The organism is Magnetospira thiophila (genome assembly GCF_054657015.1).
Genome location: NZ_BAAHXF010000002.1, coordinates 939869 through 958789 on the forward strand (window position 1 = coordinate 939869; position 18921 = coordinate 958789).

An 18921-nucleotide genomic window follows, 5' to 3' on the forward strand; every position below is an offset into this window, starting at 1 on the left:
GGCCCGTTCGAAAGAGCGGGCCGTTTCTTTATCGCCATGAAAAAGGTCATCGACGTCCTGCATCAGGTCGAGGAGGGCTTTCTGGCTCTTCTGCTGGCCGCCATGACTCTGGTCACGTTCATCCAGGTCGTGCTCCGCTACGTGTTCTCATCGGGCTTCATTTGGGCCTTGGAATTGGTGACCTTCCTGTTCGCCTGGCTGGTGATCATGGGAATCGGTTACGGCATCCGGGTGCACAGCCATATCGGTGTGGATGCCTTCATTCGCCTGTTCCCCGCCACCGGACAACGGATCATGGCACTCATCGCCATTGTCGCCGGTCTCGCCTATTGCGGCATGCTGGCCTATGGCGGTTGGACCCAACTCGAACTCTACAACATGGTCGAGATGGAATCCGAAGATCTCAAGCTGCCCTTGGAGGTGCCTTATTCCGTGCTGCTCTTCGGCTTCGGGTTGGCCTTTTGGCGGTTTCTGGTCGCCGGTTGGCGCATCCTGACCTACCAGGACACCACCCTGCTCGGCAACGAGAGCGAAGAAGCACTCAAACAGTTCGCCAAAAAAGCCGGAGAGGAGAACGGGCAATGACCATTACCTTCCTCTTCGTCGCCCTGTTTGTGCTGATTCTCATCGGGGCTCCGATCGCCGTCGCCCTCGGCTTGTCCTCAATCTTGACCATCATGTTCTTTGGTCAGGATGATCTGGGTACCCTGGCCGCCCGCATCTTCGACACCATGCACCATTACACCCTGCTGGCCATTCCGTTCTTTGTCCTGTCGTCGGCATTCCTATCGACCGGCGGCGTGGCCCGGCGCCTGATCCGCTTCGCCATCAACTCGGTTGGCCATATGCGCGGCGGTCTGGCCATGGCCTCGGTGATGGCCTGCATGTTGTTCGCCGCCGTGTCCGGCTCCTCGCCCGCCACCGTGGCCGCCATCGGCTCCATTGTCATTGGCGGTATGGTGCAGTCGGGCTATCCGAAATCCTTTGCCGCTGGCGTGATTTCCAACGCCGGGACCTTGGGCATTCTCATTCCGCCGTCCATCGTCATGGTCGTTTATTCGGCCGCCACCGATGTGTCGGTCGGGCGCATGTTCCTGGCTGGCGTGATCCCCGGGCTTTTGGCCGGAATCATGCTGATGATCGCCATTTACATCCGGGCCAGACTCAAGAATCTGCCCAAGCAACCCATGCCGACGCTCAAGGAATTTGTTGCCTCCTTCATGGATGCGGTTTGGGGCCTGATGTTGATCGTCATTATTCTGGGGGGGATCTACGGTGGCGTGTTCACACCGACCGAAGCGGCGGCGGTAGCGGCGGTCTATGCCTATATCATTGCCGTCTTTGTCTATCGCGACATCGGCCCGCTGAAAAAGGGTGAGCCGCGCCGCAATCCGTTGCATTTGGCCCTTGAAATATTCACCCACAAGGATGTGGTGCATACGATTTTGGACGCCGCCAAGGTCTCCATCATGCTGTTGTTCATCATCTCCAACGCCATGCTGTTCGCCTTTGTGCTGACCACCGAACGCATTCCCCATGAAATCACCGCGATGATCATCTCGGCCGGTTTCGAATGGTGGTCGTTCCTCATCGTGGTCAACCTGCTGCTGCTGATGGCGGGTAACTTCATGGAGCCCTCGGCCATTCTGCTGATCATGGCGCCGATCCTGTTCCCCATCGCCATGAAGCTGGGCATTGATCCGATCCATCTGGGCATCATCATGGTGGTGAACATGGAAATTGGCATGATCACCCCACCGGTGGGCCTCAACCTGTTTGTCACTGCGGGGATCACCAATCAGTCCATCCTATGGGTGGTCCGAGCCGCCCTGCCCTGGCTGATGATCCTGTTGGTGTTCCTGGTGATGGTCACCTACATACCGGCGATCTCCACCTGGTTGCCGACCCTGTTGATGGGGCCGGAGCGGATCGTCATGTAGCGCTTCTGCATGATGGCAATATGAGGCCTGACGGATTACACTCCGTCAGGCCTTTTTTTTGGAGTGCGCCCAGATGTCTTTCATTCGCCCTTTTGCCGTCCTTTTTTTCGCCTTGTTCGCCCTGGCTCCCCTCTCAGCCCAAGCCGCCGAAGACGACGGCTACGAGAAAAACGAGGTGCTCGACGCGGCCAAGAACTTCTTCGGCGAAACCAGCGAAGGTCTGGCCAGCGTCATTGAAAAAGCCTTTGCCGATCATGGCAAACCCAATGCCATCATTGTCGGCGAGGAAGCCAGCGGCGCCTTTTTCGTCGGCGCACGCTACGGCGAGGGCGAGCTACAGACCCGCAGCGGCATCAATCGCAAGCTCTACTGGCAAGGGCCCTCCCTGGGCTTCGACTGGGGCGGCAATGCCTCCAAGGTGTTCACCCTGATCTATCACCTGAGCGACCCGGAAGAGCTGTTCCAGCGCTTCCCCGGTGTCGACGGCAGCCTCTATGTGGTCGGCGGCGTCGGCCTCAACTACCAAGAATCCAGCGGCATCATCCTGGCCCCCATCCGCACCGGCGTCGGCCTGCGCGCCGGAGCCAACGTCGGCTACCTCCATTACACCAAGGAAAAGCACCTCAATCCGTTTTGAGGGTTTGCGGGGGCGCGATTAGGGTCTGTACAAGGGGAGCTGGCTTCGTCACGCCCGGCAGCAAATGTAGATAGCCGATCCTTCGACACGCGATCTCCGATCGCGGCTCAGGATAAGGTTCTTGTTTGATATCAATATAGTCCCCACCTCACTTCCCCCCCACGCCCCAGGCCTCGACCCAAAGACTCGATGGCGCCATGTGGCCGGTGGGCTTGAGGCCGGTCATCCATTTCGGCAGGATGTGGGCGTTGGCGCGGAAATAGAGGGGGAGGACGGGGAGGTCCTCGGCGTAGATTTCCTGGAACCGGTGCCACAGGGCGCGGCGTTTGTCGCGGTCCAGTTCCACTTCCATGGCTTCCAGCAGGCGGTCCATTTCCGGATTCTTGTACCCCATGTAGTTCTGCCCGGCCCAATTGTTGGCCTCGCTCGGGATATGGTCCGAATGCAGGGTTGAGCGGGGCACGTTCTCCGGGGCCGAGATCCAGGCGAACATGGCCAGACCGGGGAACTTGCGATAGGTCACCGTCTCGCCGAAAAACACCCGGGCGGGCTGGTTGCGGATTTGCAGATCGACCCCGGCCTGCTTCCATTGCGCCTGGATCACCTGCTCCACCAGTTCGCGGGAGCGGTTGCCAGCGGTGGTCATGATCTCCAAACGCAGGGGCTGGCCCGCATCGTTATAGCGCAGGCCGTCCTTGCCCAGGGTCCAACCGGCGGCATCGAACAGCGCCGCAGCGGCTTGCGGATCATAGGCCGGGGCATGAACCTCCGGCGCATGAACCCAATCCAACGGACTGACCGAGGTCTCGGCCACCGGCTGTTTTCCGGCAAACAATTGGCTGCTCAGAGACTCCCGGTCCAGGGCCATCAACAGCGCCTTACGGAGTCGCGGGTCGGCCAGGATGGGATTGTCCAAATTCACATCCAGATGCTCGTAGATCAGCCCGGGCTTGTACAGAATCTGGTATTTGCTGCCGTGACGCTTCTCGAAGGCCAGCGCCTGATCCAGGCTCAACCCCAGTTCCCCGGCGATCATGTCCACGGCCCCGGAAAGCAGATTGGCCTCCAGGGCCGCCGTATTGCCGATCACCCGCACCACGATGCGTTGGAAGACGGGCGGCGGGCCAAACCATGTGGGATTGGGACGCAGTACCACATGGGAGCCGGGCACCACCTCGGCGATGCGATAAGGGCCGAAATAAAGGCCCGGATTTGTGGTATCCCGATCAAAGGTCGTGGTCTTGCGATAGGCCACCGGGTCGGCCTCGAAGGCGCTCCGCTCCAGATGTTCCGGCAACAGCTCGAAATCATTCAAGGCATTGTATTCAAAGCTGACTTTATTGAAGTGGAAGGTGACGGTCTTGTCATCCACTTGATCAATGGACTCGATGCTGCGGTAAAGTTCCAGATTGCCGACGCCGCTTTTGGGATGCCTGCCCACTTCCCAGGTGAAGGCCACATCGCGCGCCGTGACCGGCACCCCGTCACCCCAGGTGGCCCGGGACTGTAAGCGATAGGTCACGGCGATCCCCGGCTTGCCCTCGGCGGTGGTCTCGCGCACCGCGCCGCCATTCTCCAGGGTCGGCAGCGACTCACAGAGCAGACAGACCAACGACCAGTCCGCATCATGGGTGGTCAGCGGCCGCCGGGTGAAGCCCAGAATGTAGGACTTGGCGGCCATGGAATCGATGCTCGGATGAAAAGTCGAGGGAAACTGCGTCAGGCCGATGGTCAGACTGTCCCGCAGGTCGGCCCGCGCCGCCGTGCCCCACAGGGGAAACAGCAGCAGCGCCAGCAGCAGCAGCCGAGCCCCCCGGATCACAGCACCGAGGCGGCCACCGCAAAGCCGATGGCGGCCAGCAGCACGACCTTCAGAACAATGAGCGAAATGAGTTTGCGCTGGGTCATCCCTGTCCATCCGCGCCGCGCCCTCCATGGGCCGCCGACCATTGGATGGGGTCTTCCAGGAAGGCTTTCACCCCTGCAATGGACTCCTGGGAGAAATAGTTCCCCGCTTCGGCCACCTGCAACACGTCCCGCCAGTTGGCCAGGTAATGCAGCCGCACCCCTGCCTCGTCGAGCGTCTTCAAGGCTCCCGGAAAGACGCTGTAGAAAAACACCACGAAGGTGTCGGTGACCGTCGCCCCCGCCGAACGCAGGGCATTGACGAAGTTGATCTTGCTGCCGCCGTCGGTGGCCAGATCCTCGACCAGCAGCACCCGCTGGCCCTCGATCAGGTCGCCTTCGATCTGCGCATTGCGTCCGAACCCCTTGGGTTTCTTGCGCACGTACTGCATGGGCAACCCCATGGACTCGGCCATCCAGGCGGCATAGGGAATGCCGGCCGTCTCGCCCCCGGCCACCGCGTCAATGGACGCATGACCGATATCCGTTTCCATGGCCTGCACCGCCAGATCAATGATCTTGCGCCGTGCCCGGGGATAGGAAATCAGCTTGCGGCAGTCCACATAGACCGGCGAGGCCCATCCGGCGGTCAGGGTATAGGGCTCCTCGGGACGAAAATTCACCGCCGCGATCTCGATCAGAATTCGGGCGGCGGTGGCTCCGGCGGCAATTTGCGCCGGGCTGCGGTCATCTGGCTGCATGTGTCGGGGTCCCCGTCTTGTTACGCCTCCTGTTTAACAGGTCCCGGCAAGGCGGAAAAGAGACAGATCGAGCCCCCGCTAGCCCGTGCGGAATTACCCGTCTTCATTCCGTTTGCGCGAAATGAGGGCGAAGCGCATCCTTTTAACAGTGAATAAGGATGGGACAGGCGACCACATGGGACTCATGGAGATACTTTTTCTGGCGATGGGCGCGGCCTGGGGCAGCGGCATCAATCTCTATGGTACGGCGCTGATTCTGGGCGGGTTGGACAAGTTCGGCCTGATCGTTCTCCCCCAATCGCTGGACATCCTCTCCGACCCGACCATCCTCGGCTTTGCCCTGACCCTGTATCTGATTGAATTCGTCGCCGACAAGGTGCCCGGGTTGGACAGCCTGTGGGATATCATCCATACCTTCATCCGCATCCCCGCCGGGGCGTTGCTGGCCGCCGGTGCGGTACAGGGACTCGATGCCGGGTCCTTCGTAACGGGCATGGCCTTCCTGGGCGGCGGCATGATCGCCGGGCTGTCCCATCTGCTCAAGGCCGGGACCCGCGCCTTTGCCAACATGTCGCCGGAACCGTTCAGCAATTGGGGCCTGTCGCTGCTTGAGGATATCGGATTGGTCATCGGCCTTGGCCTCATGGTGCTGCTGCCCCTGGCGTTCCTGTTTTTCCTCGTGCTGACCCTCTTGAGCGCCGCCTTCCTGCTGCCGCGCATGTGGAAGGGACTGAAATGGTTGCTCGGCCCCAAGCCCGCCACCGGTCGAGCCTTGGCCCCGCTCGCCAAGCCGCATTCCATTTCTTTGTTCCCGCGGTGACCTGACTCCCTCTTGATGATTGGCGGCTGGTGGCCCATATGTAGGGCCATGTGGAGTATCAATCGCCGAAAGCTCGAACTGCCGACCCGGGAAGAAGCCCTGCCCGGCCGCTCTCAGGCCATGCCGGTGGACGATCTCCATGTGGTCCTGGGTCACCCGATTCTGCCGCCGTTCCCCGAGGGCCTGAAAATGGCGATGTTCGGTCTGGGCTGCTTTTGGGGGGCCGAGCGCAAATTCTGGCAAACGCCGGGAGTCTGGACCACCGCCGTGGGCTACGCCGGTGGGTTCACCCCAAATCCCCTTTACGAGGAAGTCTGTAGCGGCATGACCGGCCACAATGAGGTGGTGCGGGTGGTCTTCGATCCGGCCCAGGTCACCTATGAACGCCTGCTCAAGGTGTTTTGGGAATCCCATAATCCAACCCAGGGCATGGCCCAGGGTAATGATCGGGGCACCCAATATCGTTCCGGGATTTATTGTACCGAAGCGGACCAGATGCCCTTGGCCATGGACAGTCGGGACCGCTATCAAATCGCCCTTTCCAAGGCCGGATACGCGGCCATCACCACCGAAATCCTTGAGGCGCCCGCCTTCTATTATGCCGAAACCTATCACCAGCAATATCTGGCGAAGAACCCACAGGGTTATTGCGGACTCGGCGGCACGAAAATATTACTCCCTTAAAAATCCCAATGGTCCGGGTGATCGCTGCGGCTGTTGCATTGGTTTGCGGCGCGGCTTTTCTCGCCCCTCTTCCCGCTTCTGCCGATGACTCCTATCGAATCGCTCGCGGCGGCAAGCTATACGACAAATGGTTCGCGGTGACCGGGGCCGAAAAGCCCGCCGAGATCCATAAGGCTTGGCCAGCCTCGAACACCAAGAAAAAAGGCGATGTGACCTGGCGCTGCAAGTCCTGCCATGGCTGGGACCTGCGCGGCAAGGATGGGGCCTACGCCAAAGGTTCCTACCTGACCGGCATCGGCGGCCTGCGTAGTCTCTCGGGGGGTGATCCGGCGAAAGTCGTGGCGGCGATTCAGGACGAGACCCATGGCATGGGCGGCATGATGTCGGCCACCGACATGGAAGACATCAGCCTGTTCGTCACCAATTACAGCGTCAAGATGGAAGAGCATATCGGGGCCGACAAGTCCGTGAAAGGCGATGCCGTCAAGGGTGCGGCCTATTACAACACCATCTGTGCGGGATGCCACGATCTGGACGGCAAAAAGCCGAAGGAACTGCCCGCCCCCCTCGGGGCCCTCACTGCGGACAATCCCTGGGAAATCCTGCATAAGATCCAGTACGGCCAACCCAATGAAGCCATGCCTTCCATGCTGGCCCTGCCGCTTGACGTGAGCCTGGACATCCTGGCCTACATGGCCAGTGATTTGCCCAAGGAATAAAACTTCCTTTTTTTGAGCTGCCGCCTCCGTCCCCGATGGAGGCGGCATGTTTGATGCCCACCCCAATTCAAGCAGGACCCCATGTTTCGATCCTTTTTTTCGTGGCTCACCCGCCCGGCCCGGCGGCTCGCCTGGAGCCTTATTTTTGTTCTGGGGGGTCTTGGCGGCGTGCTGTTCCTGGGCGGCTTCAATTATGTCATGGAGCAGACCAATGAACTGGAGTTCTGTATCTCCTGCCATGAAATGCGTGACACGGTCTATGCGGAATACACCCAATCCATTCACTTCAAGAACCCCTCGGGTGTCATCGCCGTCTGCGCCGACTGCCATGTGCCGAAGGCCTGGTTTCCGAAGCTGATCCGCAAGATCAAGGCTAGCAGTGAACTTTATCACCACCTGATCGGCACCGTTGACACCAAGGAGAAATTCGAGGAACACCGCCTCGAAATGGCCGAAAGGGTATGGCACGAAATGGAATCCAACAATTCCCGTGAATGCCGGAACTGTCACGCCTATCAGCACATGGATTTCGACAATCAGCGCCAACGCTCCCGCGAAAAAATGAAACCGGCGATGGAGCAAGGCAAGCCTTGCATCGAATGCCACAAGGGCATTGCCCACAAACGCCCGAGGACCGACGACTAAAGCCTGCCGCTAAAATTTAACCAATTGGGCCGCAATCCGACTACCGCCCGCGCCGAGGAAATGTTACACTTTCACCCACTGTGAAGGGGGACTCCTGAGCCTTCCTGGAACACAAACCCTCCCCGGCCGACACCACTCGGAGCCACAGAAACCCATGCAGGTCAAAGTTCTCGCCATCGTTCTCGCCGGCGGCAAAGGCACCCGGCTTTCCCCCCTGACCAAGGACCGTGCCAAACCGGCCGTTCCCTTCGGCGGAAAATACCGAATCGTTGATTTCGTCCTCAGCAATCTGATCAACTCGGGCATCCATTCGATTTATGTGTTGATTCAGTTCCGCAGTCAGTCGCTGCTCCAGCATCTGACGGAAGGCTGGCAGTTGGGTGGCGCTCTGGGTCACCAGTTCGTCATCCCGGTCCCGGCCCAGATGCGCTCGGCCAGCGAGACTTGGTATCGCGGCACTGCCGACGCCATCGCGCAGAACATGAACCTATTGGAACAGGCCAACCCGGACGTGGTGGTGGTCTTCGGCGCGGATCATATCTACCGCATGAACATTCGCGAAATGATCAACTTCCATGTGGCCAGGAAGGCCGTGGCGACCATTGCCGCCCTTCCCACCGACAAAAAATTCGCCAAGGACTTCGGTGTCATCGAGGCCGAGGAAGATGGGCGGATCAAGGGATTCCACGAGAAGAAATCCGACGCGCCGACCATTCCCGGTCGCCCGGATCAGATTTACGCCTCCATGGGCAACTACGTGTTCAATACCGACGTGTTGATGGCGGCCCTGAAGCAGGACATGGACAACCCGAACAGCAGCCACGATTTCGGCCATGACGTGCTGCCCAAGCTGCTCGAAAAGGGTGGACTTTACGCCTATGACTTCAGCAAGAACCGGATTCCCGGCGAGCCCGAGGGCAAGGAAAACTACTGGCGCGACGTGGGAACCCTGGATGCCTATTACGAAGCCCAAATGGACCTTCGTTCCATCGACCCGGCGCTGAATCTCTATAACCGCGAATGGCCGCTGCGCACGGCGAGCTACGCCGACCCGCCGGCCAAGCTGGTGTTCAACGACGAGGGCCGCCGTGGTCAGGCCATCGACAGCATCCTGTCCGGCGGCTGCATTCTGTCCGGCGGGCGAGTTCAGAACTCGGTGCTCAGCCGCTTTGTGCGCGTGCATTCAGGGGCCGAGGTGGACGACTGCGTCATTCTCGATAATTGCGAGATTGGTCGCGGGGCCAAGGTCCGGCGAGCCATCCTGGCCAAGAATGTGGTCGTCGCTCCGGGCGAAACCATTGGCTATGACCTGGAAGCCGACGCCAAAAAGCACCATGTCACGCCCAGTGGAATCGTGGTGGTAGATGGCGGGCGCTCGGCCATTCCGGTGGGCAAAGTCACTGTTTCCGGTGTAGAGGGCTGACCCTTCTACCTTAAAGCAGCGGGTCTTCGAACGGCAGACGGCCTTGTCGGTCTTCAATTTCCACGACCCAGATATCCGGGTCGTAGCGCAGTTGGCGTGAAATATAGTCGTCCGCCGCCGTCTCGGGCACCGGGTCGGCCCCGGTGCCACGGATCCAGGCCCGTTGACCCTCGGAGGTGCGGACCTGGGACAGGACCGTGCATCCGTGATCCAGCATATTGAGCTTGATCAGAATGGCTCCCGCTTCTGGATCTCCGGAACGGACAACGACAGCCGGAATCGCGTCAACCCCACAGCGCCGGATGCAGGCCTGCACCCAAATCCGGGCTGTCAGTTTGGCTTCCGACATGGGGTTGCTGGGCTCAGGCGGTGCGCTGGATCAGGTGATAACCGAAATCCGTCTCCACCACGTCGCTGACCCCGTTCACGTCGAGGGCGAAGGCCGCATCCTCGAACGCCTTGACCATGGCGCCACGGGTAAAGGGGCCCAGGTCGCCGCCTTGCTGCCCGGACGGGCAATCGGAATGGGCCAGGGCCAGTTCGGTGAAATCCGCCCCATCGGCCAACTGTGCCTTCAGGGACTCAATTTCCTTCAACGCTTCGTCCTTGCTGCGTTTTGCCGTGGACCGCGCCGAGCCCGCATACATGAGAAGAATGTGCGAGGCGCGCACTTGATCGGCCATGGAAACCTCCAGATCTGAAATGAGAAAGACTCAAAGAAGGCTCAATTTAACCGCCTCATCCCGCCACGGCAACGACTTCCCCCACTCTTTTTTCAGAGAGACTTGATCCGCACGCGCTGGGAGGCTACTCAATGCGCCATCATTTTGGATCAACAAGGATTATCCCATGGATATCATTCGCATCATCCTCGCCCTGTTTCTGCCGCCGCTGGCCGCTTTCCTGACCGTTGGTATTGGTCTTCATTTCTGGCTCAATATTTTGCTGACGCTGCTTGGCGTGCTGCCGGGGATCATTCATGCCTTGTGGTTGGTGGTAAAGAAATAGGTAATATTCTTTATGTCATAGTGTGATCAATGGTCTTTACTCAGGCCGGTTTCCTTTGGGAAGGATGATGACACCATGGCTAAGAATTTGCCCTACCAAGTAGCCTTTACCTATAACGGCAAAATGGACGAACTCGATTCCTGGCTTAATGCCTATGTCCATGGAGACTTTTCTTACAAGTTCGACGGCCTCTCCACGCATCCCAGCGGAGCGCGCCAATATAAGCTCATGTTGATGTTCGAGCGTGAGGAAGACCGGTCAACCTTCAAGGAAGCCGTCAGAAAGGGCAAATTATAAGCCCCAACCCGTGATGGCGCTCACAGCGCAAGCCTTGAAATCCGGCTATGCTGTCATAGTCCCTCAAGAGTAACTCCGCCCGGTCCCCTGGACCGGGCTCTTTTCTCCCCGGGATTCGGACATTGCATATTGGAACCCTTATAAATTATCCCTTTGAATCAAGGCGTGAGACTTTCACCACGTCAATAATGTTATTTGTCTCGTCATATCTTTGTGATATTACAGGATTTAGTGTGGAGTACCGTCGAAAACCGAGGAGTTGATCGCGGCCTCCGTTTTGGTCGATCCACAGCCCGATTGGGCCTCCGTCCGCGAGAAAAGAAACAATTTCGTGACCCTGAACGAGTGCATCTTCATTATTGCCGACAGCAATGCCAACGACCGGCAGGCGTTCAAGCACATCCTGCAGGCGGCGGGTGCCAAGAAGATCTTGTTTGTTTCAGATGATCGAACCGCGCAACGTGAACTGGAAATCACGCGGGTCGATCAGGTGGTTTTCGTCATCTACGACATGGAAACGCCGAAACTGAACACAGTGGAATTCGCCCGCAAAATCCGCAGCAATTGGAATTCTCCCAACCGCTTTGCCATCATCATCGGAATCAGCCGCGACGTCTCCATCGACCTGATCCATCAATCCCGTGATGCCGGTATCCACGGCTTTTTGGTCAAACCCATTTCGGGGGCCAAGGCCATGGGAAGAATCAATCAGATTCTCAAAGAGTTGCGCCCCTTTGTGGACAGCAAGCCCTATTTCGGTCCCGACCGCCGCCGGGGTGAGCCGTCCAATTACCAGGGAGAAAACCGCCGCCGGGAACAGAAAAAGCTGATCGAGGCCCCCTGGAAAGGGACCCTGGAGCGGATACAGGAAAAGGCCGCCCCCCCTAAACCCAAGCCGCGCCCCAAACAGGTGATCAACACCCCGGAATCCTCGGAGGACGAGGATTTACCGCCCCCCCCCCCGCCCCTTCGGCGACCGCCGCCCCGGCGCCCGGAGTCGCCGCCGCCATCAGATAGCGTTCCCAGTCAGGCCATGCAATGGACCGACATGGCCGTGGAGCCGCCCAAACCCCGCCCCAAACCGGCACCCAAGCCGCAGCCAGAGCCGCAGCCCGCGCCTCCCGTGCAAGAGATCGAGGAACCTGCCGACCCGGAAGAAAAACAAGTGGTTGCGGCCATGGACACTTTGAGTCGGGAAGCACAGACACTGTTTCCAGATTCCGCCCCCCCCGATATGCCCGCACCGCCGCCGGAGCCACCGCCAACATTGGCCTCTCCCTGGGCCGGACTGGAACGCCCCGACTTTCCTGCTTCGGACCCGACAATGCCGCCCCGTGACGCCATGACGGCGGCCCAGCAATCCACGGTCGTCTACGACACCGGCGTTCCCGTGCAACCGGTCCGCATGGTCGGCTCCGGCGGCCCGCCCTCCCGTGCCCGGCCCGGCCCTGGTCGCAGCCCCCAGGGTGAGTCGGAGGACGACTGGCAAGCGGACGACTCCGAGGATTGGGACGCCGAAGCGGCGGAATCGTCGATGGACGCGGACTCCCCGGAGGATTCGGACAGCGCGCCGCAGGCCGATGACAACCCAGATGAGCCTCCTTCTTCCAAATCCCGCAAAAAGAGCGATTCCCCCGCCACGCCTCCCCCTTCTTCGAAACAAAATCTCCACAAAGAGGCCCCGGTTTCCCAAAAAGAACTTCTCAACACGCTTCTCAACAGAGATAGTAAGGGTCAACAAGACCACACGCAGACTGAGGGTTCAGATCCGGGCACACGCCCCACCATTTCGCAGCAGGATCTGTTGGCGGCCCTCACCAAACGGAGTATTGGCCCATGAAGGCTTGGAATCGGCCTTCAAATACCCTGAACACCCCACAGCGGGCAAATCTCGCGCATATGGCCTTCCTTATCGTGGAAAACAGCCGGTATGTGCGGGTATTACTGAAGGACGCCCTGCGCACCATGGGCGTGACCACTTTCTGGGAGGCCACCGACGCCCAGAATGCGTTGGGGCTGTTGCGCAAGGTCAAGCCGGATATCATCATTACCGAGTTCGATCTGGCCGCCATGACCGGGATTGATCTGGTCAAGGCCATCCGCAACGACGAGAAAAATCCGCACCGCTACACGCCGATCGTCATGGTGACCTCTTCGGCCGAACGGCGTCGGGTGCTGGAAGCCCGTGACGCGGGCGTCACCGAATATATCGTCAAGCCATTCAGTACCAAGCAACTGTTTGGCCGCATCCTGGAGATTGTCGATCGCCCGCGGGAGTTCGTGCTCTCCCCGGATTACAATGGCCCCGACCGCCGCCGCCGCAATGACAAGAACTACACCGGCCCCATGCGGCGCCAGGAGGACAAGGACAAGGCCGCCGCCGAGGCTGAATTGGCGCAACGCCTGGGCTCCCTGGCCAAAGCCGACACCAAGAAACCCAAACCCAAACCGGCCCCCAAACCGACGCCGCCGCCCGCCGCCCCCAAGCCCGCGCCGCCGCCGCCGCCCAAACCGGAACCCGCGCCGCCACCGCCGGTGGCCGCCGAACCGGAACCGGTTTTCGATCCCTCCGCCATGTCACAGGAGGAACTGGCAAAAATGCTTGGCAAAAAGAAAGGCGGCTGACCCGTTCCAGGGGGAGTCCCCATCCGCAATACTGCTTAAGGAGCTGATGTCGAGATGCTTGTTAAGGCCAACAAAAGCTACGTTGTCATACGAGATGTTCGCATAAGCGAATCAAAGGGATATGTCAAAAAGGGTGGCGTTCTCACCACCTTGACGTCGCCTTTGGAAAAAGGGGGCGAAGAAAAGTGCATGGTCCGCTACAAGGGAGGGGGCCAGTCCGGGGAAGCCGTTAACGGCACGCGGTTCTGGCTGAAACTGACCACCATGGCGGACCTGTGCAAGGAAGCCTGAGCTCGCCCGCGCCCTGAAGGACCCCTCCATGCCCCCATTCAGCGCCTTCCGTCAGGTTTCGGCACCGGAGCGGCTTGTTTGCGCATCCGACGGCACCAACCCCGCCTTTGAAATTTCCTTCACCGCCGATGGGCCGATTCCCTTCGCCCAGGTGATTCTGCATGCCCCCAACGGCACGCACCTGATCAAGGGCGAGTCCCTGCGCAAAAAACGCCGCACGCAAGCCGGACAGCCCTATGAGGCCACAATTCCCGCCGGACTGCTGCGTGCCGGGTCGATTCGCATCCAGGTGGAGGGCTGCACCCGGGCCGATATTGATCAGGCCGGGGGCGATGACTGGATCAAGGTGTTTTGCGACCTGCAATTGATTGCCGCGCCGCGCCGCAAGGCACCGGTCACCGGTGGGGCGACCGCCAGGCTCTATTTCGGCATCCACAAACACATGCATCAGCCGTACTACAACACCACCGACCGGCAGGCCTGGGATGGCGAGAAGGACGGCATTTTCGGCTCCCGGGGTGGCAACTATACCGATTTCGTGCCCGCCGCCGTAGCCCAGTACATCGAGGGCGGCCTTCCCCATGGAGGCCTGTCGACCAGTTGGAGCGGCTCATTGATCGAGCAACTGGACCGCTGTGCCCGCGAGGGCCTGTGTGGCGGACGTTTTCGAGGCTGGACCGACGCCCTGCGCCCCATGGCCCAGGCCCGCACCACCCTCGGCCATCCCCGCATGGCCTTCTCCGCCTTCGGATTCTTCCATCCGTTGATGCCGCTGATCCCCGGGCGCAATATCGTGCGCCAGATCCGCCAGCATCGGGAGTTGATCCGTCAAACTTTTGGCGTCGAAGCGTCCAGGGTCCTGTTTCCGCCCGAGACGGCTTTTCACGTGCGCATGATTCCGGCGCTGCTGGAAGCCGGGGTGGAAGCGGTGATTTACGACTCCATCCATCGCTTCCGGGCCTGCCGGGACTACCCTTATGCCGGTATCCAGGAAGGCATGCTGCCGCCCAATCCGGCGGAGCAGGTCAATCCGCCGGTGGACGACTGGACCCAACTCCAGAACATCTGGGCCGGTTCGCAGATTTCGCCCGCCCTGTTGCGCCCCGAATACGTCAGGTACGAGGACTGGGACGGCACCGAATACAAGATCATCGCCATTCCCGCCGAGCGCTACATCGGCAATGAGGATGCCCGGGGCGGCTTCGGGGCTTTGCAATATCCCGACGTGTTGGGCCAGGTTCATGACCGGCTGCTGGAGACCGGCGGCTTCGACCCCAAGCACCCGCCGTTTTTCCTGCTCCATTCGGACGGCGACAATCACGGCGGCGGGGCCGACAGCTACTATCACCACAACACCGGGGCGTTGGTCCGCTGGCTCCAGGAAGATCCGCGATTCGAACTGACCACCAGCGAGGACTACCTGGAGCGCTTTCCCCCCGATCCGAGCCGCGCCATCCACATCGAGCCCGGTTCCTGGGCCGGTGCCGACAACGGCGACCCGCAATTCATGAAGTGGTTCAGCCGCTACGATCAGCCCTATTCCCCGGACCTCAATTCCTGGGCCGTGCTGACCGCCTTCCAAAATGCCGTTCATACCCTGGAGGATCAACATCCGGACCACCCGGCCCTTGCCGAGGCGCAACGCCTGATGCTGACCGCCGAAACGAGTTGCTATTGGTACTGGACCGGACAGCAGGTCTGGGACCAACAGGTGACCAACGCGGCCAACCGGGGCATGGCCCTGTTGGACAAGGCGCTCGACGCCCTCGAAGACCGCACAGGCCCGACCATATTTGCTCCCTGGGTGACGCCGGAAAATCCCGGCGGCAAAACATGGGGGCAGGGCTGCCTGCGCGACGCCGCCTCTCAGGGGACCGTGCACAGCTTCGTCCACGATGTCTCGGGCCTGGCCCGCGTAACCCTGGTCCTTCGCGTTAAGAATGAAGAACAACGCATTGAAATGTCAACAAAAGGACCCTACGAGAGTCAGACAGGTGCCCGAGTCTCCGCCGCCTATTACACCGCCCCCCTGCCTCCCGGGCTGGGCGACATTCGCTATTATATCGAGGCCGAGGATCGCCGGGGCCATCTATCGCGCTCGGCCCTGGAGCGCATTTATGTGGCCTGAGACTCTTCCTGTATAGCCACCCACAGGGCCAGACGGTCACGCAGTAGTTTGGCCGTATCGAGATCCAGTTCCAGATCGGTGAACCGCTTCTTTTCCTTGATGCGCAGCCGCAGCATCTTGAATCCCCCCTCGAAAGTCAGGTCCTGAAGCGCCACCTCCTTGGCCCAAGGGGTCGGAAGAACCTCCAGTTCGCGCATTTCCTCGCCATGTCCACCTTGGCTCATCGCCCATCCTCCAATTAATGTTTTTTATCAGAAATTCTGTCCAAGTACCTGCCTCTAAACATAAGCCTCTTCCCGTCCGGGGCACCATCATCGTCCTCGAACCCCTCGCGATCGTGCAGCACGTTGTTGCCGATCAGTCCCTGGCCCGCTGTCATGCGGTGACGGAAAATGTAGGGGGACTCGCCATTCAGCAGGTCTTCCAGGAAAGCCACGGCAGCCCGGGTGGCCCCGTCGTCTCGCCAAGCCATGTTGCGTTTCCGCATGGAGTAGTTCATGCCCAGGGTCCCGGTTGCCTCGTCCACATAGAATACCGGGTTCGGCCGTTCGCCGCGAATCTGCTCTCCCTTCTCCACATTGGCCGGCACCACGAAAGCGCGAGGCCGTTGCAGGGCGCGGATCAGGGCCGGGTCCTCGTCGCGAATCAGCATATAGGCGATCTCGTGGTCCATCAGCGCGTTCGCGCCGCCGCTGGCGGCAGGCCGTTCACAATGCAGAATCAGGCCGCGGATGCGCTCCTCGGGGAGATTGTAGTAGCCATCCGTATGCCACTTGATCGGTCGGTTCGTGTACGGGATGTAGCGGGTCCGCGTGCCCTCCTCCGCCACTTCCAGGGCCGTGATGCAGCTCGAATCCGATTGCAGATGGGCATCCAGACGATGCAGCCCGAACCGCGCCCCCAGGGCCTTGATCGCAGGCACCCCGCCGCCGCCATGGGACAGGGCATACACCGCCATGTTGGCTTTTTGCACCCGCGCCAGCACTGCCGCCGCCTCGTCATCGGTCACCGCGAAAGGATCGTCGATGGGCACCACCAGATCCGCCACCGAAGCGGGATAGCCCTCCAGCTTGCCTTCACGCCATTGCCCATAGGCCAGGTCATTGTCGAGATCAAAGGGGCCTGCCTGCATGTTCCTCTCCCTGTTCCAAAGAGCGATATTATATATATGTCCATCTATGAATATGTCTCGACGTTTGGGCAGACCATCGCCCTCCAGAGACATAAAAATAGATTTTGCCGCTCAACAACGCACGATTCGGACGACGGAAACCCTCAAAACTTCTCAGATCACACCCGGCCTACTTCTTTCGTTTCGGATTCGCCGGGCGATTCTCCCCATCAAAAATGGTGGAATTTTCGCCATATCGGAGGTTCCCAGCGCTATATTTTTAAATTATAATTATTCTAATAATAGCGAATTCGGCAAACCGCATTGTTTTTAACAATGTTAACAATACGTTACAAGGATGGCGCTCGATGAAAAAATCATGTGGATTCAGGAAGCCACATTGAGTACATTAGCTTACCTTGATATAAAGGTGCCGGATCGTTATCGAGATGGCCTGCCCCAAACAACAATCGCTAAGGGGGCGGTCGCAGGCAGGGAATCGTCTGATACACAAATGGTGGTGCCATTTGTGGTAAGCCTTCGGGGAGGGCGTCGACTTTGTGGTCGCGCGCCAAAGAAGGCATTCAGATTCAGTTTCCCTAAAAAATGAACGCGAGCCTTTCGTTCCCTACAGGTGTTGGGGGGGCGAAGGCAGGAAGGAAATACTGGAGGTCGAACAATATGGCGAACAAGATGCCCGATACGCCCTTGCTGGATCAGCTTGAGGACGGTCCGTGGCCGAGCTTCATCACTGGTCTGAAGCGGCTGGCAAATGACGAAGGCAAGCAGTATGCCCCGGTGATGAAGAGTCTCCTGGGTCAGCTTGAGCATTCCTACGAGACCCGCAAGGGTTACTGGAAGGGTGGCACCGTTGGTGTCCTCGGTTATGGCGCCGGCATCATCCCGCGCTTCTCGGAAGTGGCGGACAAGTTTCCGGAATCCCGTGAATTCCACACCCTGCGTGTCATGCCTCCGGCGGGTATGCACTATAACACCAAGCTGTTGCGCGACATGTGCGACGTTTGGGAGCGGCATGGTTCCGGCCTGATTGCCTTCCACGGCCAATCCGGCGACATCATGTTCCAGGGTGCCGATACGGATCACGTCCAAAGCGCGTTCAACGAGCTGAACGAAATGGGTTTCGACCTCGGCGGTGCCGGGGCCGGTGTCCGGACCTCCATGAGCTGCGTCGGCGCGGCCCGCTGCGAGCAGTCCTGCTACGACGAATCCAAGGCCATGCAGAGCGTCATCAACAACGTGCTCGATGACATGCATCGCCCCTCCCTGCCCTACAAGTTCAAGGCCAAGTTCTCCGGTTGTGCCAACGACTGCGTGAACGCCTCGCACCGCTCCGATTTCGCGGTCCTGGGCACCTGGGCCGACGACATGAAGGTCAATCAGGAGAAATTCAAGCAATACGTGGCCGAGCGCGGCCGCAAGGAGATCATCGATCAGGTGATCAACCTCTGCCCGACCCGCGCCCTGTCCCTGAACGACGACGACACGCTGGACGTGGACAACCAGTCTTGTGTGCGTTGCATGCATTGCATCAACGTGCTGACCAAGGCCCTGTCCCCGGGCGACGTGAAGGGCTGCACCATCCTGGTGGGTGGCAAGCGGACTCTGAAGATCGGTGACCTCATGGGTTCCGTGGTCGTGCCGTTCATGCGTCTCGAAACCGACGAGGATTACGAGAAGCTGTCTCAGTTGGCCGCTGACGTGTTGGACTTCTTCGCCGAAAACGCTCTGGAACACGAGCGCACCGGTGAAATGATCGAGCGTATCGGTCTGGTCAACTTCCTCGAAGGTGTCGGCCTGGATGTGGATCCGAACATGGTCAAGCATCCGCGCACCTCGTCCTACGTCCGCATGGACGATTGGGACGCGGAAGTGGAGAAGTGGAACAAGCGCAAGCAGTCCGCGGCGGCCGAATAAGGCTCCCAAAGGCAAGTTTGCCGATCTCATTCCCGATCAAGGGGGCATCGTC

At 59.8% G+C, this 18921-nt stretch carries 20 protein-coding genes; 14 read left to right on the plus strand and 6 right to left on the minus strand.

Annotated elements, in window-relative coordinates:
• Positions 1 to 36 precede the first annotated feature (36 nt).
• The 3 genes from ACYQ1P_RS14185 to ACYQ1P_RS14195 all read left to right on the plus strand — a co-directional run bounded on the left by ACYQ1P_RS14185 (position 37) and on the right by ACYQ1P_RS14195 (position 2577).
• Positions 37 to 585, plus strand: coding sequence for a TRAP transporter small permease (locus ACYQ1P_RS14185; RefSeq protein WP_460020991.1), 549 nt, complete (start codon positions 37 to 39; stop codon positions 583 to 585).
• The gene (locus tag ACYQ1P_RS14190) at positions 582 to 1940 is read left to right on the plus strand and encodes a TRAP transporter large permease (RefSeq protein WP_460020992.1); all 1359 of its coding nucleotides are present in this window, start codon (positions 582 to 584) and stop codon (positions 1938 to 1940) included. Before ACYQ1P_RS14185 ends, ACYQ1P_RS14190 begins: the two co-directional genes overlap by 4 nt.
• 73 nt (positions 1941 to 2013) lie before the next feature.
• Entirely contained in the window at positions 2014 to 2577 is a 564-nt protein-coding gene (locus tag ACYQ1P_RS14195) for a DUF1134 domain-containing protein (RefSeq protein ID WP_460020993.1), read from the plus strand.
• A 148-nt stretch (positions 2578 to 2725) separates the two neighbouring features.
• Here ACYQ1P_RS14195 and ACYQ1P_RS14200 read toward each other — a convergent pair whose 3' ends face one another.
• Together ACYQ1P_RS14200 and ACYQ1P_RS14205 are read right to left on the minus strand one after the other, a co-directional pair.
• Positions 2726 to 4399: a peptide ABC transporter substrate-binding protein gene (locus ACYQ1P_RS14200; protein ID WP_460020994.1), complete on the minus strand. Its 1674-nt coding sequence runs from the start codon at positions 4397 to 4399 to the stop codon at positions 2726 to 2728.
• 82 nt (positions 4400 to 4481) lie between these two features.
• The gene (locus tag ACYQ1P_RS14205) at positions 4482 to 5183 is read right to left on the minus strand and encodes an orotate phosphoribosyltransferase (RefSeq protein WP_460020995.1); all 702 of its coding nucleotides are present in this window, start codon (positions 5181 to 5183) and stop codon (positions 4482 to 4484) included.
• 175 nt (positions 5184 to 5358) lie between these two features.
• Here ACYQ1P_RS14205 and ACYQ1P_RS14210 point away from each other — a divergent pair, with 175 nt between their 5' ends.
• From ACYQ1P_RS14210 to glgC, 5 genes are all read left to right on the plus strand, one after another.
• Positions 5359 to 6003, plus strand: a complete 645-nt coding sequence (locus ACYQ1P_RS14210; RefSeq protein ID WP_460020996.1) for a DUF4126 domain-containing protein — start codon at positions 5359 to 5361, stop codon at positions 6001 to 6003.
• A 48-nt stretch (positions 6004 to 6051) separates the two neighbouring features.
• Entirely contained in the window at positions 6052 to 6687 is a 636-nt protein-coding gene (gene msrA / locus ACYQ1P_RS14215) for a peptide-methionine (S)-S-oxide reductase MsrA (RefSeq protein WP_460020997.1), read from the plus strand.
• Between the two features lie 8 nt (positions 6688 to 6695).
• Positions 6696 to 7406: a c-type cytochrome gene (locus ACYQ1P_RS14220; RefSeq protein ID WP_460020998.1), complete on the plus strand. Its 711-nt coding sequence runs from the start codon at positions 6696 to 6698 to the stop codon at positions 7404 to 7406.
• A gap of 81 nt (positions 7407 to 7487) precedes the next feature.
• Positions 7488 to 8051 (plus strand): NapC/NirT family cytochrome c, encoded by a 564-nt coding sequence (locus tag ACYQ1P_RS14225; RefSeq protein ID WP_460020999.1) that lies wholly within the window; start codon positions 7488 to 7490, stop codon positions 8049 to 8051.
• Between the two features lie 154 nt (positions 8052 to 8205).
• Entirely contained in the window at positions 8206 to 9474 is a 1269-nt protein-coding gene (gene glgC, locus ACYQ1P_RS14230; RefSeq protein WP_460021000.1) for a glucose-1-phosphate adenylyltransferase, read from the plus strand.
• 10 nt (positions 9475 to 9484) lie between these two features.
• Here glgC and ACYQ1P_RS14235 read toward each other — a convergent pair whose 3' ends face one another.
• Both ACYQ1P_RS14235 and ACYQ1P_RS14240 read right to left on the minus strand, forming a co-directional pair.
• The gene (locus ACYQ1P_RS14235; RefSeq protein WP_460021001.1) at positions 9485 to 9823 is read right to left on the minus strand and encodes a DUF1491 family protein; all 339 of its coding nucleotides are present in this window, start codon (positions 9821 to 9823) and stop codon (positions 9485 to 9487) included.
• A 13-nt stretch (positions 9824 to 9836) separates the two neighbouring features.
• Positions 9837 to 10157, minus strand: a complete 321-nt coding sequence (locus ACYQ1P_RS14240) for a peptidylprolyl isomerase (protein ID WP_460021002.1) — start codon at positions 10155 to 10157, stop codon at positions 9837 to 9839.
• A 166-nt stretch (positions 10158 to 10323) separates the two neighbouring features.
• Between ACYQ1P_RS14240 and ACYQ1P_RS14245 the strand changes: the two genes are divergently transcribed.
• The 5 genes from ACYQ1P_RS14245 (at position 10324) to ACYQ1P_RS14265 (ending at position 15823) form a co-directional block, all read left to right on the plus strand.
• A complete protein-coding gene (locus tag ACYQ1P_RS14245) occupies positions 10324 to 10482 on the plus strand; it encodes a YqaE/Pmp3 family membrane protein (protein ID WP_460021003.1) in 159 nt (52 codons plus the stop codon).
• Between the two features lie 75 nt (positions 10483 to 10557).
• Positions 10558 to 10779 (plus strand): hypothetical protein, encoded by a 222-nt coding sequence (locus ACYQ1P_RS14250; protein WP_460021004.1) that lies wholly within the window; start codon positions 10558 to 10560, stop codon positions 10777 to 10779.
• 331 nt (positions 10780 to 11110) lie between these two features.
• Positions 11111 to 12619: a response regulator gene (locus tag ACYQ1P_RS14255; RefSeq protein ID WP_460021005.1), complete on the plus strand. Its 1509-nt coding sequence runs from the start codon at positions 11111 to 11113 to the stop codon at positions 12617 to 12619.
• 59 nt (positions 12620 to 12678) lie between these two features.
• Positions 12679 to 13404 carry a response regulator gene (locus tag ACYQ1P_RS14260; protein ID WP_460021006.1) on the plus strand — a complete coding sequence of 242 codons (726 nt, stop codon included), beginning with the start codon at positions 12679 to 12681 and terminating at the stop codon, positions 13402 to 13404.
• Positions 13405 to 13723: 319 nt separating this feature from the next.
• Positions 13724 to 15823, plus strand: a complete 2100-nt coding sequence (locus ACYQ1P_RS14265; RefSeq protein WP_460021007.1) for a hypothetical protein — start codon at positions 13724 to 13726, stop codon at positions 15821 to 15823.
• On the opposite strand, the gene ACYQ1P_RS14270 is transcribed toward ACYQ1P_RS14265, so the two are convergent.
• Both ACYQ1P_RS14270 and ACYQ1P_RS14275 read right to left on the minus strand, forming a co-directional pair.
• Complete coding sequence (locus tag ACYQ1P_RS14270; RefSeq protein ID WP_460021008.1) at positions 15811 to 16047, minus strand: DUF6967 family protein; 237 nt, start codon at positions 16045 to 16047, stop codon at positions 15811 to 15813. The genes ACYQ1P_RS14265 and ACYQ1P_RS14270 overlap by 13 nt on opposite strands.
• Positions 16048 to 16061: 14 nt before the next feature.
• Positions 16062 to 16955 (minus strand): TauD/TfdA family dioxygenase, encoded by an 894-nt coding sequence (locus ACYQ1P_RS14275; protein WP_460021009.1) that lies wholly within the window; start codon positions 16953 to 16955, stop codon positions 16062 to 16064.
• A 660-nt stretch (positions 16956 to 17615) separates the two neighbouring features.
• Between ACYQ1P_RS14275 and dsrA the strand changes: the two genes are divergently transcribed.
• Entirely contained in the window at positions 17616 to 18869 is a 1254-nt protein-coding gene (gene dsrA, locus ACYQ1P_RS14280; RefSeq protein ID WP_460021010.1) for a dissimilatory-type sulfite reductase subunit alpha, read from the plus strand.
• Positions 18870 to 18921: the final 52 nt, after the last annotated feature.

Excerpts from the sequence above, each read along its gene's own strand:
- ACYQ1P_RS14185 (WP_460020991.1), top strand. The coding sequence starts at position 37 with ATGAAAAAGGTCATCGACGTCCTGCATCAGGTCGAGGAGGGCTTTCTG.
- ACYQ1P_RS14190 (WP_460020992.1), top strand. The coding sequence starts at position 582 with ATGACCATTACCTTCCTCTTCGTCGCCCTGTTTGTGCTGATTCTCATC.
- ACYQ1P_RS14195 (WP_460020993.1), top strand. The coding sequence starts at position 2,014 with ATGTCTTTCATTCGCCCTTTTGCCGTCCTTTTTTTCGCCTTGTTCGCC.
- ACYQ1P_RS14205 (WP_460020995.1), bottom strand. The coding sequence starts at position 5,183 with ATGCAGCCAGATGACCGCAGCCCGGCGCAAATTGCCGCCGGAGCCACC.
- ACYQ1P_RS14210 (WP_460020996.1), top strand. The coding sequence starts at position 5,359 with ATGGGACTCATGGAGATACTTTTTCTGGCGATGGGCGCGGCCTGGGGC.
- msrA (WP_460020997.1), top strand. The coding sequence starts at position 6,052 with ATGTGGAGTATCAATCGCCGAAAGCTCGAACTGCCGACCCGGGAAGAA.
- ACYQ1P_RS14220 (WP_460020998.1), top strand. The coding sequence starts at position 6,696 with ATGGTCCGGGTGATCGCTGCGGCTGTTGCATTGGTTTGCGGCGCGGCT.
- ACYQ1P_RS14225 (WP_460020999.1), top strand. The coding sequence starts at position 7,488 with ATGTTTCGATCCTTTTTTTCGTGGCTCACCCGCCCGGCCCGGCGGCTC.
- glgC (WP_460021000.1), top strand. The coding sequence starts at position 8,206 with ATGCAGGTCAAAGTTCTCGCCATCGTTCTCGCCGGCGGCAAAGGCACC.
- ACYQ1P_RS14235 (WP_460021001.1), bottom strand. The coding sequence starts at position 9,823 with ATGTCGGAAGCCAAACTGACAGCCCGGATTTGGGTGCAGGCCTGCATC.
- ACYQ1P_RS14240 (WP_460021002.1), bottom strand. The coding sequence starts at position 10,157 with ATGGCCGATCAAGTGCGCGCCTCGCACATTCTTCTCATGTATGCGGGC.
- ACYQ1P_RS14245 (WP_460021003.1), top strand. The coding sequence starts at position 10,324 with ATGGATATCATTCGCATCATCCTCGCCCTGTTTCTGCCGCCGCTGGCC.
- ACYQ1P_RS14250 (WP_460021004.1), top strand. The coding sequence starts at position 10,558 with ATGGCTAAGAATTTGCCCTACCAAGTAGCCTTTACCTATAACGGCAAA.
- ACYQ1P_RS14260 (WP_460021006.1), top strand. The coding sequence starts at position 12,679 with ATGGCCTTCCTTATCGTGGAAAACAGCCGGTATGTGCGGGTATTACTG.
- ACYQ1P_RS14265 (WP_460021007.1), top strand. The coding sequence starts at position 13,724 with ATGCCCCCATTCAGCGCCTTCCGTCAGGTTTCGGCACCGGAGCGGCTT.
- ACYQ1P_RS14270 (WP_460021008.1), bottom strand. The coding sequence starts at position 16,047 with ATGAGCCAAGGTGGACATGGCGAGGAAATGCGCGAACTGGAGGTTCTT.
- ACYQ1P_RS14275 (WP_460021009.1), bottom strand. The coding sequence starts at position 16,955 with ATGCAGGCAGGCCCCTTTGATCTCGACAATGACCTGGCCTATGGGCAA.
- dsrA (WP_460021010.1), top strand. The coding sequence starts at position 17,616 with ATGGCGAACAAGATGCCCGATACGCCCTTGCTGGATCAGCTTGAGGAC.